We start from the raw sequence: 14,298 nt of genomic DNA, 5'->3' as shown, positions 1-14,298 counted from the left end.
TTCATGTTAAATTTTAAGGAAATAAAGGAAATCATCAAATTGATCGATGATTCATCCATTGATGAATTTACATATGAAAGCGAAGGGGCAAAGGTCCAATTAAAAAAAACTGCGGCTCGCGCTAATCAGCATGTTGTCTATAACAATGCTTCTGAAATTCAAGCTTTGCCAAAGCAGCCAGCTGCTGAATCTTTAGAACAGCCGAAAAAAGAGGTGCATTTGCCGAAAGAAGAAAGCGAGCAGGAAACAGAAAATTTACATAAAATTACTTCGCCGATGGTCGGCACATTTTATGCTGCTCCAAACCCAGATGCAGATCCTTATGTTACAATAGGATCAAAAGTAAAAGAGAATACCGTTGTTTGCATTGTAGAGGCAATGAAATTATTTAATGAGATTGAAGCGGAAGTAAAAGGCGAAATTGTCGACATTTTAGTTGAGAACGGTCAGCTTGTTGAATACGGACAACCATTATTCCTTGTAAAACCAGAGTGAGGGAAAGAAAATGTTTAAAAAATTGCTGATAGCAAACAGAGGAGAAATTGCAGTAAGAATCATACGCGCCTGCAAGGAATTAGGGATCGAAACAGTCGCCATATATTCTGAGGCGGATAAAGACTCCTTGCATGTTCAGCTTGCAGATGAAGCGTATTGCATAGGACCGACTGCATCTAAAGACAGCTATTTAAACTTTACGAACATCGTGAGTGTAGCGACGCTGACTGGATCAGAAGCCATTCATCCAGGCTACGGATTTTTGGCAGAAAACGCTGATTTCGCCGAGCTTTGCAATGATTGCAACATTGTTTTTGTAGGCCCTAGTCCAGAAGCAATCACAAAAATGGGAAAAAAAGATGTTGCTAGGGAAACAATGCGGCAGGCGGGTGTTCCGATTGTGCCTGGGTCAAAAGGGATCATTAAAAGCGAAGAGGAAGCAGTTGAGATCGCAAATCAAATCGGTTATCCAGTCATTATTAAAGCAGCCGCCGGAGGCGGAGGAAAAGGAATACGCGTTGCGAATGACGAAGAAAGCTTGCGGAAAGGGATCCAAATTACTCAGCAGGAAGCGCAAACAGCATTTGGAAACCCAGGCGTTTACATTGAAAAATGTATTGAAGATTTCCGCCATGTTGAAATCCAAATTCTTGCCGATCACCATGGAAACGTCGTTCATTTAGGTGAAAGGGACTGCAGCATTCAAAGGCGCTTACAAAAGCTGGTGGAAGAAACTCCTTCTCCTGCACTATCTGATAAAATGCGACATAAAATGGGGGAAGCGGCTGTAAAAGCAGCCAAAGCGGTGCGTTATTCCGGTGCAGGTACAGTGGAATTCATTTTTGATTATAAAAATGAGCAATTTTATTTCATGGAAATGAATACCCGCATTCAAGTTGAGCATCCTGTTACTGAAATGGTCACAGGCATTGACCTGATCAAAGAGCAGATCAAGATTGCAGCAAACGAACCACTAAGCTTTGAACAGAAAGACATTACATTTAACGGCTGGGCGATCGAATGTAGAATTAACGCAGAAAACCCAGAAAAGAATTTTATGCCTTCAGCTGGTAAAATCGAAATGTACCTGCCTCCGGGCGGACCGGGTGTCCGCATTGATTCTGCCTGCTACCCTGGCTATTCCATTCCGCCATATTATGATTCAATGGTCGCAAAGCTGATTACACACGGAGCGACAAGGGAAGAAGCGATAGCCAAAATGAAAAGAGCTTTAAGTGAATTTGTTATAGAAGGAGTGCATACAACCATACCTTTCCACCTGAAATTAATGGATCATGAAAAATTTATCAGCGGGGAGTTCAACACTAGATTTCTTGAAAATTATAAAATCATGTCATAATTTTGGAGGTGTACTATTTGAAAGATACAGGATTGGAAATGAATCATGAAGCAAGCTTTGGAAAAGTGGAAATCGCTCCGGAAGTCATTGAAGTCATCGCCGGAATTGCCGCATCTGAAATAGAAGGGGTAGCCCAAATGCGCGGCAATTTCGCTTCAGGAGTCGCTGAACGCTTTGGCAAAAAAAATCATGGTAAAGGCGTAAAAGTAGACTTAGGTGAAGAAGGCATTGTCATTGATGTATATTGTGTCATGAATTTCGGGGTTTCCATTCCGGCTGTTGCACAGAAAGTACAAGAAAACATTCGTCAAACGCTTTTAACGATGACGGCGCTTGAAATCAACGAAATCAACATTCATGTAGTGGGCATTCAGTTTGAAACGAAGACGGAAGAGCCTGAAATTCAAGAGGAAATGTAAAGGCGGAGGATATCCTCCCCTTTTTTGTTTAAAATAAAGAATAATAAGAAAGATTCTGAAATTTCTTTTCGGATAAACTTTCATATGTGATACAAGAGGCAGTTATGATATGATTCATATATGACATTTCGACATAGTTTGAAAAAAGGAGCAAAAAGATGAAACGGAGAACAGCTAGGAAAAAGGCATTGCAGGCACTGTTTCAAATTGACTTGGCTGAAGCCCTTCCTGAGGAAGCCATCAATCATGTTTTGGACGGTAATGAACATGATCCATTTTTAAATAAGCTTGTACTCGGAACGGTTGAACATCAAAACGAAATTGACGAATTGATAAAAAGGAATTTAACCAATTGGAAATTGGAAAGGTTGGCTAACATTGACCGTGCCATTTTGCGTTTAGCTGTATATGAGATGAAATATGAACCGGATATTCCGTTCAATGTAACAATTGATGAAGCGATTGAACTTGCTAAAATGTTCGGAGATGTTCAGTCGAGCAAATTTGTAAATGGTGTCCTCTCAAGTATAAAAGAAGAGTTAGAAAAAAAAGCTTAGGAGGAAAAAGATGGTGGCGACGATTATTGACGGAAAAGAATTGGCAAAAGAAATGCGAAGCGAGTTAAAGAAAGAAGTGGAACAATTAAAGGAAAAAGGGGTAACACCCGGCCTTGCCATTATTTTAGTTGGGAATAATCCTGCTTCCCTTTCTTACATTAAGGGGAAGCAAAAAGCTTCGGAGGAAATCGGCGTTTCTTTTAAGCTGGAACATTTGGAGGAGTCGATTTCACAAGAAGAACTGCTTGAAGTGATAGAAAAATATAATCAGGACGATCGTTATGACGGAATTCTTGTTCAGCTTCCGTTACCTGACCATATTGATGAAACAGCAGTCATTGAAAAAATTTCTCCAGAAAAAGATGTGGATGGCTTTCATCCGATTAATGTTGGACGCATGATGACGGGACAGGATGCGTTTTTGCCGTGCACACCGGCCGGAATTGTTGAAATGATCAAATCTGCAAATATCGAAATTCCCGGAAAGCATGTTGTCGTTGTTGGCAGAAGCAATATTGTCGGAAAACCGGTCGGACAATTGCTTCTAAACGAAAATGCAACGGTTACATATTGCCATTCGAAAACGAAAAATTTACGGGAGCATACGATCCAAGGAGATATTTTAATCGTTGCTGTCGGGCGTCCTCATTTCATAGGTGCTGATCATATTAAAGAAGGTGCAGTCGTAATAGATGTTGGCGTCAATAGACTTGAGAACGGAAAACTTGTAGGCGATGTAAAATTTGATGAGGCAAAAGAAAAAGCAAGCGCCATTACTCCTGTTCCCGGCGGAGTAGGTCCAATGACGATTACGATGCTGGTTTATAATACGGTTAAATCCGCAAAGAAGCGGGTACGTCCATAAACTTGCTTTAAAGGAGTTGTTCATGAGTAACAAAAAATTTGTAACCGTTTCGGCGTTAACAAAATACCTTAAGCGAAAATTTGATGTTGATCCACATTTGCGCGATATTTGGGTAAAAGGCGAATTATCAAACGTAAAAATTCATGACAGCGGACATATTTATTTTACGTTAAAGGACGAGCATGCCAGAATACAGGCGGTTATGTTTTCAAGTTTTAACCGTTCTCTTCCATTTCGCCCAGAGGACGGGATGAACGTATTGGTACGCGGTGAAATTACCATTTACCAGCCCGGAGGAATATACCAAATTTATGCAAAGGAAATGGAGCCTGATGGAGTAGGAGGGCTTTATCTTGCATTCGAGCAGCTGAAAAAAAAATTGGAGCAAGAAGGGCTGTTCGATGTCAAGCATAAAAAAACGATTCCTGCCTTTCCAAAGACGATCGGTGTGATCACATCGCCGACAGGTGCAGCCGTCAGGGATATCATCACAACGATCAAACGAAGATACCCTGTGGCAAAAGTGGTGGTTATTCCCGCAATTGTTCAAGGTGTACAAGCGGGAAAATCGATTGTGAATAAAATACAGCTTGCCAACTCCCTCGGTTATTTCGATGTCCTCATTGTTGGAAGAGGAGGCGGATCGATTGAAGAGTTGTGGGCTTTCAATGAAGAGATGGTGGCAAGGGAAATTTTTAAATCAAAAATACCCGTTATATCTGCTGTAGGCCATGAAACAGATTATACAATCGCAGATTTTGTCGCCGATCTTCGGGCGCCGACTCCAACCGGAGCAGCAGAGCTGGCTGTTCCTAATATAACGGATTTAATCGAAAAGATCCGGGAACGGAACATTAGAATGACGAACGCTTTAAAGGAACGGATCAAAAAGGAAAAGCTCAAGCTTTTCCGCTTAACCAACTCATATGCATTCAAATATCCGAAAAAGCTTTATATGCAAAAGGAACAGGAGCTGGACATTTTATTCGAAAGGTTTAAAAAAGCAGGAAAACGTTACTTAAGCGATCAAACGAACCGATACTTGTTATTGACGAATCGTCTTAAAAACGAACTTCCATATGACCAAATTGAGCGGGCGAAGACAAGAATGAAGGATCTGGACAAAAAAATGCTGCGCGAGATGACAGCTTTATATCAACAGAAGCTGAATCGCTTTCAAGCATTGGCTTCTAAACTTGATGCACTCAGCCCATTAAAGATTATGGAACGTGGATACAGCCTTGTGTATAAACAAGATAAGCTGGTAAAGAGCGTAAAACAAACGGCTGAAGGGGATTTTATTCAAATTAAATTGCAGGACGGGACCATCCATTGTGAAGTATCTGAAATTGAGGAGAGAAGATCATGAATGATCAAAAAGAATTAACGTTTGAAGAAGCAATGAAAGAGCTGGAAGCAATTGTTTTAAAATTAGAAGACGGGGATGTTCCATTAGAACAGGCAATCCAATATTTTCAAGAAGGAATGAAGCTTTCAAAGCTTTGCCATGAAAAATTAACGCAAGCTGAAAAGCAATTGGATTTTATTCTTGATGAAGATGGAACGATCAAACCTTTCCAAGCACAGGAGGAAGAACAAAAGTGATGTCTTTTCCGGAATACTTAAAAACGCGCAAAGCTGCCATTGATTCCGTTCTTCCCACATATATTGAAAGATTAAATGCCCCGAAAATTATTAAAGAATCGATGCTTTATTCCTTAAATGCCGGCGGGAAACGTCTGCGCCCTATGCTCTTGCTTGCCGTTCTCCATTCGTATGGAAAAGAAGAGAAAATTGGTTACCCGGTCGCATGTGCGGTGGAATTGATTCATACGTATTCGCTCATTCATGATGACCTTCCATGCATGGACAATGATGATTTTAGAAGAGGAAAGCCGACCAATCATAAAGTATATGGAGAAGCCATAGCCGTGCTGGCAGGTGACGGATTACTGACTGAAAGCTTTCGGCTGATTGCTGATGCTGAAGAGCTTTCAGATCGCGTAAAATTGACGCTCATTTCAGAGCTTTCAAAGGCGGCTGGTGCAGAAGGAATGGTTGGCGGACAAGTTGCCGACATGGAAGGAGAAAACAAACAATTAACTTTAAAACAGCTTGAATATATTCATGAGCATAAAACAGCAAAGCTTCTGGCTTTCAGTATTATTGCAGGTGCCATCATTGCTGAGGCGTCGATTGAAGAAATAAATAAATTAAAGGAATTCGCATACCATATAGGCATTGCCTTCCAAATTAAAGATGACATATTAGATGTTGAAGGAGACGAAGAAAAGATCGGAAAGCCTGTTGGTTCCGATGAAGAGAATAAAAAAACAACGTATTTGTCCGTACTGTCTTTGGAAGGCGCAAAGGAAAAATTGTCGGAGCATATTGAAACATCAAAGGCTATTTTGCAAACATGTTCCATAAACAATGAGCTTCTATTATCGTTTTGTGATTTAATTGGGGAGCGCGAACATTAAACGATGAAAATTCGGTGCACCTCCAACGGGTCGACAAAATGTGAGGAACGGGATTCGCATTTGAATGTGTGCATTCTCCAACAAGTTGAGGAAAACACTCCTATATGATATAATTCTGTCAGAAAACATGATGGAGTGGTGCAGTATTCTAGTCAGCCCTCCGGTTCTGAAGGCGGGCCTAAAAATCCGCTAAAGGGCACATCGATGAAGTTCCTGGTGTTGGCTTGAGGCGCCCAGCCTTGGGTTGATGCTGGGGGTTAAGGTTAGAGGGCGATCCACAATGGCATGTGGGCGTTGACCCTCTTTCCGCGGAGGCCCATTTTATGTGCAAAATGGGTATGAACCTGTCTACGCGCTTCATAGTGCAATGAGGCGCGGACAGCGTAGCCTGCCTTGAGTGGAGGCCGAGGGGATTATGGAAACAAGGAACTTTTTCATATGGCCAATGAAAGAGTTTCTTATGTGACATATGAAATCGGCTCTGCAAAAGAGGCTAGGAACCGGCTAAAGGCTGTTTGAGGAAAACTCCTAGACTGTTCACATGACATATATAGAGGATTGTAGTACGGACTAAGTGGCAATCCAGTCTAGCGTTTGGCGACAGCGCTAAGTCAGGTTTAAAGGGAAACCGCCGGGGCGGCAACGCCTGGTACTTGACTGGGAAAACCTACTGGACCTAAGCCGTAATGTTTACTCTATATATGACCACTCCATTTCGTTATATATAGTTTTTACATAGAAATCAGGTGTTATGCATTTCATGATGAAAGAGCTAATTCGATATTCAATACGATGGAGTTTAGGAATTGCCGTTATCACATTCGTGTTAGCGGCTCTTTTTTCAATTGTATCAACTGTTCTCCTGAAAGGCGTCGGATGGGCTGCCGGTATGATGATCGTTTTTGTGATCGTTTTAATCGGCATTTTTTTTGATATGCTCGGCATTGCTGCGACATCAGCAGATGAGGTTCCGTTTCATGCGATGGCGTCAAAGCGTGTGAGCGGTGCCAAGCATGCCATTCAAATTATCCGAAATGCCGATCGCTTTTCGAACTTTTGCAACGATGTTATTGGCGATATTTCCGGCATAATCAGCGGAACAGCTTCAGCTGTTGTCGTAGTGCAGCTGGCGGTGACGTTTGCCGACCGTCAAACTTCGGCGCTTGAGTTTACGATTTCAATCGTATTCACAAGCATTGTAGCCGCTCTTACTGTCGGAGGAAAAGCGTTTGGAAAGGCGTTTGCAATCCGTTTTTCAACTCCGATTATTTTTTATGTCGGAAAGATATTTTATTTTTTTGAAAAAAGATTTAATATTGTTTTGATGAAAGAGAAAAAAGGAAAGAATCATAAAAAAGCAAGCATATCTAAAAAGCGAAAGTGAGTGATCCGTTTTGGATCTATTGTCCATCGAAAATCCAAAATTTCTGAAAAAGTTTTCAATAAAAGAACTGGAGCAATTGAGCGCGGAAATTCGCCAATTTTTAATTGAAAAGCTGTCAGTGACCGGCGGACATATTGGACCAAATTTAGGAGTAGTTGAGCTGACAATATCTTTACATAAAATGTTTGACAGCCCGAAAGATAAATTTATTTGGGATGTAGGTCACCAGGCGTACGTTCATAAAATTTTGACAGGCAGGGCGAAAGAGTTTGATACGTTGAGGCAGTATAAAGGATTGTCCGGTTTTCCGAAGCGTTCAGAAAGCGAGCACGATGTTTGGGAAACGGGGCACAGTTCAACTTCACTTTCTGCGGCAATGGGAATGGTTATTGCCCGCGATTTAAAAGGAACGGATGAATATATTGTGCCGATTATCGGCGACGGTGCTTTAACAGGAGGCATGGCGCTTGAAGCATTGAATCACATCGGCCATGAACAAAAGGATATTATTGTTGTGTTAAACGATAATGAAATGTCTATTGCTCCAAACGTCGGTGCTCTTCATCATATACTTGGAAGATTAAGAACAACAGGCAAATATCACTGGGTAAAAGAAGAGTTGGAATACTTGTTGAAAAAAATTCCAGCTGTCGGAGGAAAGCTTGCCTCAACAGCAGAACGGCTTAAAGACAGTCTGAAATATTTATTCGTTTCGGGCATGTTTTTTGAGGAGCTTGGCTTTACCTATTTTGGACCGATTGACGGACATGATTTTCAGGCATTGATGGAAAACATTAGTTATGCCAAAAAAACAAAAGGCCCTGTTTTGCTGCATGTTATCACGAAAAAAGGAAAGGGCTATTTGCCTGCCGAAAAAGACAAGGTTGGAACATGGCATGGAACAGGCCCGTATAAAATTGAAACAGGCGATTTTGTTAAACCGAAAATATCGGCTCCGTCTTGGAGTGAATTAGTAAGTGAAACAGTTCGAAAATTAGCGAGAAACGATGAAAGAATTGTTGCAATTACACCAGCCATGCCGGTTGGTTCGAAACTTGAAAAATTCCGAGAAGAATTTCCGGACAGAATGTTTGATGTCGGTATTGCAGAGCAGCATGCGGTGACGCTTGCAGGAGGACTTGCTGCTGCCAATATGAAGCCGTTTTTGGCAATCTATTCAACCTTTTTGCAGCGCGGTTATGACCAAATGGTTCATGACATTTGCCGACAAAACTTAAATGTGTTTTTCGGAATTGACCGCGCAGGACTCGTCGGAGCTGACGGAGAAACCCATCAGGGAGTATTTGACATCGCTTTTTTGCGCCATATACCAAACATTGTATTAATGATGGCGAAAGACGAAAATGAAGGACAGCATATGGTTTATACGGCTCTGAAGTACGATGAAGGGCCGATCGCTCTTCGCTATCCGAGAGGAACAGGATTGGGTGTGCCTCTTGATCCTGAGCTGAAAGAAATTCCGATCGGTACGTGGGAAGTTCTTTTACAAGGTAAAGATGCTGTCATTTTAACATTTGGAACGACGATTAAAATGGCATTGGATGCAGCGAAAGCACTTGCCAAAAATAATGTTTCCGTTCGAGTCGTCAATGCCCGCTTTTTAAAGCCGCTTGATGAGAAAATGCTTCTTGAGATTTTCAACGAAGGAATACCGATTTTAACAGTAGAGGAAGCAGTTCTTGAAGGCGGTTTTGGCAGCTCGGTATTAGAATTTGCTGAAAAGCATGGCTTTACAAATCTTACAATGAAAAGAATGGGAATTCCAGATCGCTTTATCGAGCATGGAAGCGTGGAAAAACTATTAGAAGAGATTGGATTAACAAAAGAAGGAATAATAAAAAATGTGCTCGAAGTAATACCAAAAAAAGAAAAAGGAATCAAATATGGGTAAAAAGGAACGTTTAGATGTATTGCTTGTAGAAAGAGGACTTGCAGAAACGAGAGAAAAAGCAAAAAGGGCCGTTATGGCCGGGCTTGTTTATTCAAATGAAAAACGATTGGATAAGCCTGGCGAAAAAATTGATCGCGACATCCCGTTAACTGTAAAGGGAGATGCGATCCCTTATGTTTCAAGAGGCGGTTTAAAGCTGGAAAAGGCATTGAAACAATTTGAAATCAGTGTGGCAGGAAAAATTATGGTAGATGTCGGCTCTTCTACGGGAGGATTTACCGACTGCGCCTTGCAGAACGGCGCAAAATTATGTTATGCGGTGGATGTCGGGTATAATCAATTGGATTGGAAGCTGCGTCAAGATGAACGTGTCATCGTGATGGAACGGACAAACTTCCGTTATGTAAAGCCGGAGGATTTTCAAAAGGGGCTTCCGGAATTTGCTACCATTGATGTATCGTTTATCTCTTTAAAATTGATCCTCCCTGTTTTAAAAACCATTTTGGTGCCCACTGGTGAATGCGTCGCGCTAATTAAGCCGCAATTTGAAGCAGGAAAAGAAAAAGTCGGGAAAAAAGGAATTGTGAAGGATGCTCGGGTTCATGAGGAAGTTTTGCATGACATAACGGCCTTTGCAATCAGTGAAGGATTTGATTGCTTACATTTATCGTACTCTCCGATCACTGGCAGCAACGGGAATATAGAGTTTTTGCTCCATTTGTATTGGGGAGGGGCAAAAGAAAAAGGTGACATAAAATTTACGGAAACAATTGAAGAAATTGTGAAAAACGCTCATTCGACGTTAAAAATAAAGAGACAGGGATAACGAATACAAGTTATTCCTGTTTTTCTATGAGATATCATAACAGGAAAGAGAATAGGGGTGGTCGCTAATGACAAAAGGACAGCGTCTTATTAAAATTAGAGAGCTTGTCACAAATTACGAAATCGAAACGCAGGATGAACTAGTTGAAATGCTGAAAAATTTAGGTTTTAATGTCACCCAAGCAACCGTATCCCGCGACATCAAAGAGCTCCATTTAGTGAAGGTTCCGACATCTGATGGACGTTATAAATACAGCCTGCCCGCAGATCAGCGCTTCAATCCCCATCAAAAGCTGAAAAGAGCATTGATGGATGCATTTGTTAAAATCGATTCTGCCGGACATTTGCTTGTGATGAAAACAATGCCGGGAAATGCTCATGCAATCGGTGCATTAATTGATAATTTGGACTGGGAAGAAATATTAGGGACAATTTGCGGCGATGACACGATTTTAATTATATGCAGGAAGAATGAAGACACCAAAACGTTGACGGAAAAATTTTTGGACATGCTTTAACAAGTTTGGGGTGAAAATGCGATGTTAGCGGAATTGTCGATTAAAAATTTTGCCATTATTGAATCCCTATCTCTTTCTTTTGAAAAAGGGCTGACAGTGCTGACGGGAGAAACAGGTGCTGGGAAATCGATCATTATTGATGCTATATCTCTTCTTGTAGGAGGACGCGGTTCTTCTGAATTTGTCCGAGCCGGTGAAAAGCGCGCTGAATTGGAAGGGTTGTTTATATTGGAAGAAGAGGACCATCCGTGCTTGAAAAAGTGCCATGAATTAGGAATAGATGCTAGTGAAGGCATGATTGTTTTAAACCGGAATATCTCCGCTAACGGAAAAAGCATTTGCAGAATTAATGGAAAGCTTGTCACAATCGGAATTCTCCGGGATATTGGGAGCACATTAGTCGATATACACGGACAGCACGATCATCAAGAGCTGATGGACGAGCAAAAGCATCTTCATCTTCTCGACGAATATGGCGGCGAAGAAGTGAAAAAAGCAAAGGATGCATACGTAAAGCTTTATAAAAAATACGCGGACTTAACAAAGCGGTTAAAAGCCCTTTCAGAAAATGAGCAGCAGATGGCGCATCGATTGGATTTATTGAAGTTTCAATTAAAGGAAATTGACGATGCCGATTTAAAAATGGATGAAGATATAAAGCTTCAGGAAGAACGGCAGGAAATGTTAAATTTTGAAAAAATTTATGAAGCCTTGAAAAATAGCTATGAATCGCTGCAAGGAGAGCAGCGTGGGCTTGATTTTTTACGACTTGCCATGAATCATTTAGAAGAAGCAGCAGAATTTAATAAACAGTTAAAAGAAATGTCCGAAACGCTGTCGAACAGTTTTTACGTTGTAGAGGATTTAACGTTTCAGCTTAGAAATGAATTAGAACGCATGGAATTTAATCCTGATCGGTTAAATATGATAGAGGACCGCCTCCATGTCATTCATCGGTTAAAACGAAAGTACGGGCAAACAATCAAAGACATTTTGCAATATAGAGATGAAATTGAAAAAGAGATCGATACGATTGAAAACCGTGATAGCCATATTCAAACGCTTAGAAATGAGCTTAAATCTGTCGTCGAAGAACTGCTGACAAAATCCCAACATTTAACGGCAATAAGAAAAAAATATGCAAACAAGCTAACTGCTCAAATCACATCTGAATTAAAACAGCTGTACATGGATAAAACTACATTTAAGGTTCAATTTTCGCAGAAAGAGGCCCAAGATTCCGCTTTGATCGATGGAATTCCAGCGAAATTTGGAAGTGACGGCATGGATTTTGTGGAATTTTACATTTCCACCAATCCAGGCGAACCTCTTAAGCCTCTTGCGAAAATTGCTTCCGGCGGGGAATTATCAAGAATCATGCTTGCCTTAAAAACGATTTTTTCCAAGCATCAAGGAATTACTTCCATCATATTTGACGAGGTGGATACTGGTGTAAGCGGCCGTGTCGCCCAAGCGATCGGAGAAAAAATTTATCAGGTGTCGATTAACTCTCAAGTGCTATGCATCACGCATCTTCCTCAAGTTGCAGCGATGGCTGACAACCATCTATTAATTGCTAAGGAAGTAAGCAAAGAGGGAAGAACGAAAACAAAGGTTATTCCGCTTTCTGAAAAAGAAAAAATTGCAGAAATCGGCCGGATGATTGCTGGAGCAGAAGTGACGGAATTGTCGAAGCAGCATGCAAAAGAGCTGTTGGATCTGGCTATATCGGTGAAATCCTCCTAGCGGAAATAATTTCTTTAAGAAAAAGTTATAAATGACCTCGCTCAAGGAAAAATTATTAGATGTAGCCATGTGAAATAGTCATATGGTGTGGGTTAGGAGCGAGGAGAGTGAAGAAATGACTTTAGAATACATCAGAAAAATAATTGGTACGATTCTCCTTGTTTCTTTAATCAGTTTAGGCTTTTCAAAAGAGGTGCGACAATATTTACACATTCCGAAAACAATCACCATTTTTGAAAATGACGTTTATACAATAGAAAAAAATGTTATTCCAGCTCAAGCTCAAGTTCAGGATGTTCAAAACGCTTTCAAAGTGTCGGAAAGCGGGGACGAATTGCAGCTAAAAGGCACGAAATCTGGAGATGGACAAATTCTCTATGAAATAAAAGGCATGCCGGTTAAAAACGTGAATGTCAAAGTTCTCCCGGAATTAAAGGTAATTCCTGGAGGCCAATCGATCGGTGTTAAGTTAAATACACTTGGTGTTTTAGTAGTCGGCTTTCACCAAATTGAAACTGAAGCCGGAAAAAAATCACCGGGTGAATCGGCAGGTGTAGAAGTCGGCGATATGATAACAAAAATTAATGGGACAAAAATAGAAAAATTGAGTGATATTATTCCATTTATACAAGAAGCAGGAAGAACAGGCCGCCCTTTAGCGATCGAAGTAAAACGCAACAACAAAGTTCTCAACACGAAATTGACACCAGTCAAAGACAAAAGCGACAAAACGTATCGTATCGGTCTCTATATACGGGATTCTGCAGCAGGCATTGGAACGATGACGTTTTATGATCCGAAATCAAAAAAATACGGTGCTCTTGGGCACGTTATATCAGATATGGATACAAAAAAACCGATTGTGGTTGAAAACGGAAAAATTGTCCGGTCTACGGTAACGTCGATTGAAAAAGGAAGAGGCGGAAGTCCAGGTGAAAAATTAGCAAGATTTTCAGAAAAACATGAAGTGATCGGCTCTATTTCAAAAAACAGTCCATTCGGCATATTTGGCAGGCTGAATCAAGAAGTGAAAAACGGAATTATGGACAAACCGATACCAGTTGCTTTTTCACATCAAGTGAAAGAAGGTCCTGCACAAATTTTAACAGTGGTAGATCAAAATAAAGTGGAAGCATTTGATGTAGAAATTGTCAGTACCGTTAATCAAAAGTTTCCTGCAACAAAAGGTATGGTCATAAAAGTGACAGATAAGGAATTGCTTAAGAAAACAGGAGGCATTGTTCAAGGAATGAGCGGCAGTCCAATCATTCAAGATGGAAAGCTGGTTGGCGCTGTGACTCATGTATTTGTCAATGATCCGACATCTGGTTACGGTGTTCACATTGAATGGATGCTGCAAGACGCAGGGATTAGTATTGACGAAAAGCAGCAAAAAGCGAGTTAACGCACTCGCTTTTTCTTATTACATGATGCAGCGTTCTGACATAAATCCTTTTGCGAAAAACGTCACGTTCACATAAAGGAATTTTGTGAAGTGGGCTGTTTGCTTTAAAAGCAAGGGAAGTGTACTGGCTCAATCAAGCGAAAATTTATGTATAAACTTATTTAATTCGACATACATATTTATTACAAAAACGCTGTTTATGTTTGTTAGAGGAGAATTTTGCTTGAAATCGAAAACTTTATTCATAATAAGAAGAACTTTGAAAAAACACATAATTTTTCACTTTTTTTAAAAAAGGAAAAGGATTCTCTGTAAAGTTGTCGAAAATA

The 14,298-nt window shown here is 40.6% G+C and carries 14 protein-coding genes; all 14 read left to right on the top strand.

Annotation, left to right across the window (positions count from 1 at the left end; all coding sequences use genetic code 11):
- Positions 1 to 3: 3 nt before the first annotated feature.
- The 14 genes from accB (at position 4) to spoIVB (ending at position 13,969) form a co-directional block, all read left to right on the top strand.
- Positions 4 to 495 carry an acetyl-CoA carboxylase biotin carboxyl carrier protein gene (accB, locus tag ACVIJU_RS13615; RefSeq protein WP_094246189.1) on the top strand — a complete coding sequence of 164 codons (492 nt, stop codon included), beginning with the start codon at positions 4 to 6 and terminating at the stop codon, positions 493 to 495.
- A 10-nt stretch (positions 496 to 505) separates the two neighbouring features.
- Positions 506 to 1,855, top strand: coding sequence for an acetyl-CoA carboxylase biotin carboxylase subunit (accC, locus tag ACVIJU_RS13610; RefSeq protein ID WP_063388123.1), 1,350 nt, complete (start codon positions 506 to 508; stop codon positions 1,853 to 1,855).
- Positions 1,856 to 1,872: 17 nt separating this feature from the next.
- On the top strand, positions 1,873 to 2,274 hold the full coding sequence (locus ACVIJU_RS13605) for an Asp23/Gls24 family envelope stress response protein (protein WP_063388124.1): 402 nt from the start codon (positions 1,873 to 1,875) through the stop codon (positions 2,272 to 2,274).
- Positions 2,275 to 2,432: 158 nt separating this feature from the next.
- Positions 2,433 to 2,831, top strand: coding sequence for a transcription antitermination factor NusB (nusB, locus tag ACVIJU_RS13600; protein ID WP_063388125.1), 399 nt, complete (start codon positions 2,433 to 2,435; stop codon positions 2,829 to 2,831).
- 10 nt (positions 2,832 to 2,841) lie between these two features.
- Positions 2,842 to 3,696, top strand: coding sequence for a bifunctional methylenetetrahydrofolate dehydrogenase/methenyltetrahydrofolate cyclohydrolase FolD (gene folD, locus ACVIJU_RS13595; RefSeq protein WP_066247612.1), 855 nt, complete (start codon positions 2,842 to 2,844; stop codon positions 3,694 to 3,696).
- 22 nt (positions 3,697 to 3,718) lie between these two features.
- The gene (gene xseA / locus ACVIJU_RS13590) at positions 3,719 to 5,065 is read left to right on the top strand and encodes an exodeoxyribonuclease VII large subunit (RefSeq protein ID WP_063388127.1); all 1,347 of its coding nucleotides are present in this window, start codon (positions 3,719 to 3,721) and stop codon (positions 5,063 to 5,065) included.
- A complete protein-coding gene (locus tag ACVIJU_RS13585) occupies positions 5,062 to 5,301 on the top strand; it encodes an exodeoxyribonuclease VII small subunit (protein ID WP_063388128.1) in 240 nt (79 codons plus the stop codon). Before xseA ends, ACVIJU_RS13585 begins: the two co-directional genes overlap by 4 nt.
- Entirely contained in the window at positions 5,301 to 6,179 is an 879-nt protein-coding gene (locus ACVIJU_RS13580; protein ID WP_063388129.1) for a polyprenyl synthetase family protein, read from the top strand. The genes ACVIJU_RS13585 and ACVIJU_RS13580 overlap by 1 nt, the downstream gene beginning before the upstream one ends.
- A gap of 763 nt (positions 6,180 to 6,942) precedes the next feature.
- On the top strand, positions 6,943 to 7,563 hold the full coding sequence (locus ACVIJU_RS13575) for a CNNM metal transporter family protein (protein WP_063388177.1): 621 nt from the start codon (positions 6,943 to 6,945) through the stop codon (positions 7,561 to 7,563).
- A 10-nt stretch (positions 7,564 to 7,573) separates the two neighbouring features.
- Complete coding sequence (gene dxs / locus ACVIJU_RS13570; RefSeq protein WP_063388130.1) at positions 7,574 to 9,475, top strand: 1-deoxy-D-xylulose-5-phosphate synthase; 1,902 nt, start codon at positions 7,574 to 7,576, stop codon at positions 9,473 to 9,475.
- Complete coding sequence (locus ACVIJU_RS13565; RefSeq protein ID WP_063388131.1) at positions 9,468 to 10,301, top strand: TlyA family RNA methyltransferase; 834 nt, start codon at positions 9,468 to 9,470, stop codon at positions 10,299 to 10,301. The genes dxs and ACVIJU_RS13565 overlap by 8 nt, the downstream gene beginning before the upstream one ends.
- A gap of 67 nt (positions 10,302 to 10,368) precedes the next feature.
- Positions 10,369 to 10,818: a transcriptional regulator AhrC/ArgR gene (gene ahrC / locus ACVIJU_RS13560; protein ID WP_063388132.1), complete on the top strand. Its 450-nt coding sequence runs from the start codon at positions 10,369 to 10,371 to the stop codon at positions 10,816 to 10,818.
- A gap of 21 nt (positions 10,819 to 10,839) precedes the next feature.
- Complete coding sequence (gene recN, locus ACVIJU_RS13555) at positions 10,840 to 12,564, top strand: DNA repair protein RecN (RefSeq protein WP_063388133.1); 1,725 nt, start codon at positions 10,840 to 10,842, stop codon at positions 12,562 to 12,564.
- 115 nt (positions 12,565 to 12,679) lie between these two features.
- Positions 12,680 to 13,969 carry a SpoIVB peptidase gene (gene spoIVB, locus ACVIJU_RS13550; protein ID WP_456687683.1) on the top strand — a complete coding sequence of 430 codons (1,290 nt, stop codon included), beginning with the start codon at positions 12,680 to 12,682 and terminating at the stop codon, positions 13,967 to 13,969.
- Positions 13,970 to 14,298: the final 329 nt, after the last annotated feature.

It is taken from the genome of Aeribacillus sp. SP014, assembly GCF_054055575.1.
Note: the sequence above shows the minus strand (reverse complement) of the source record. Positions and strands in the feature narration are given on the sequence as shown.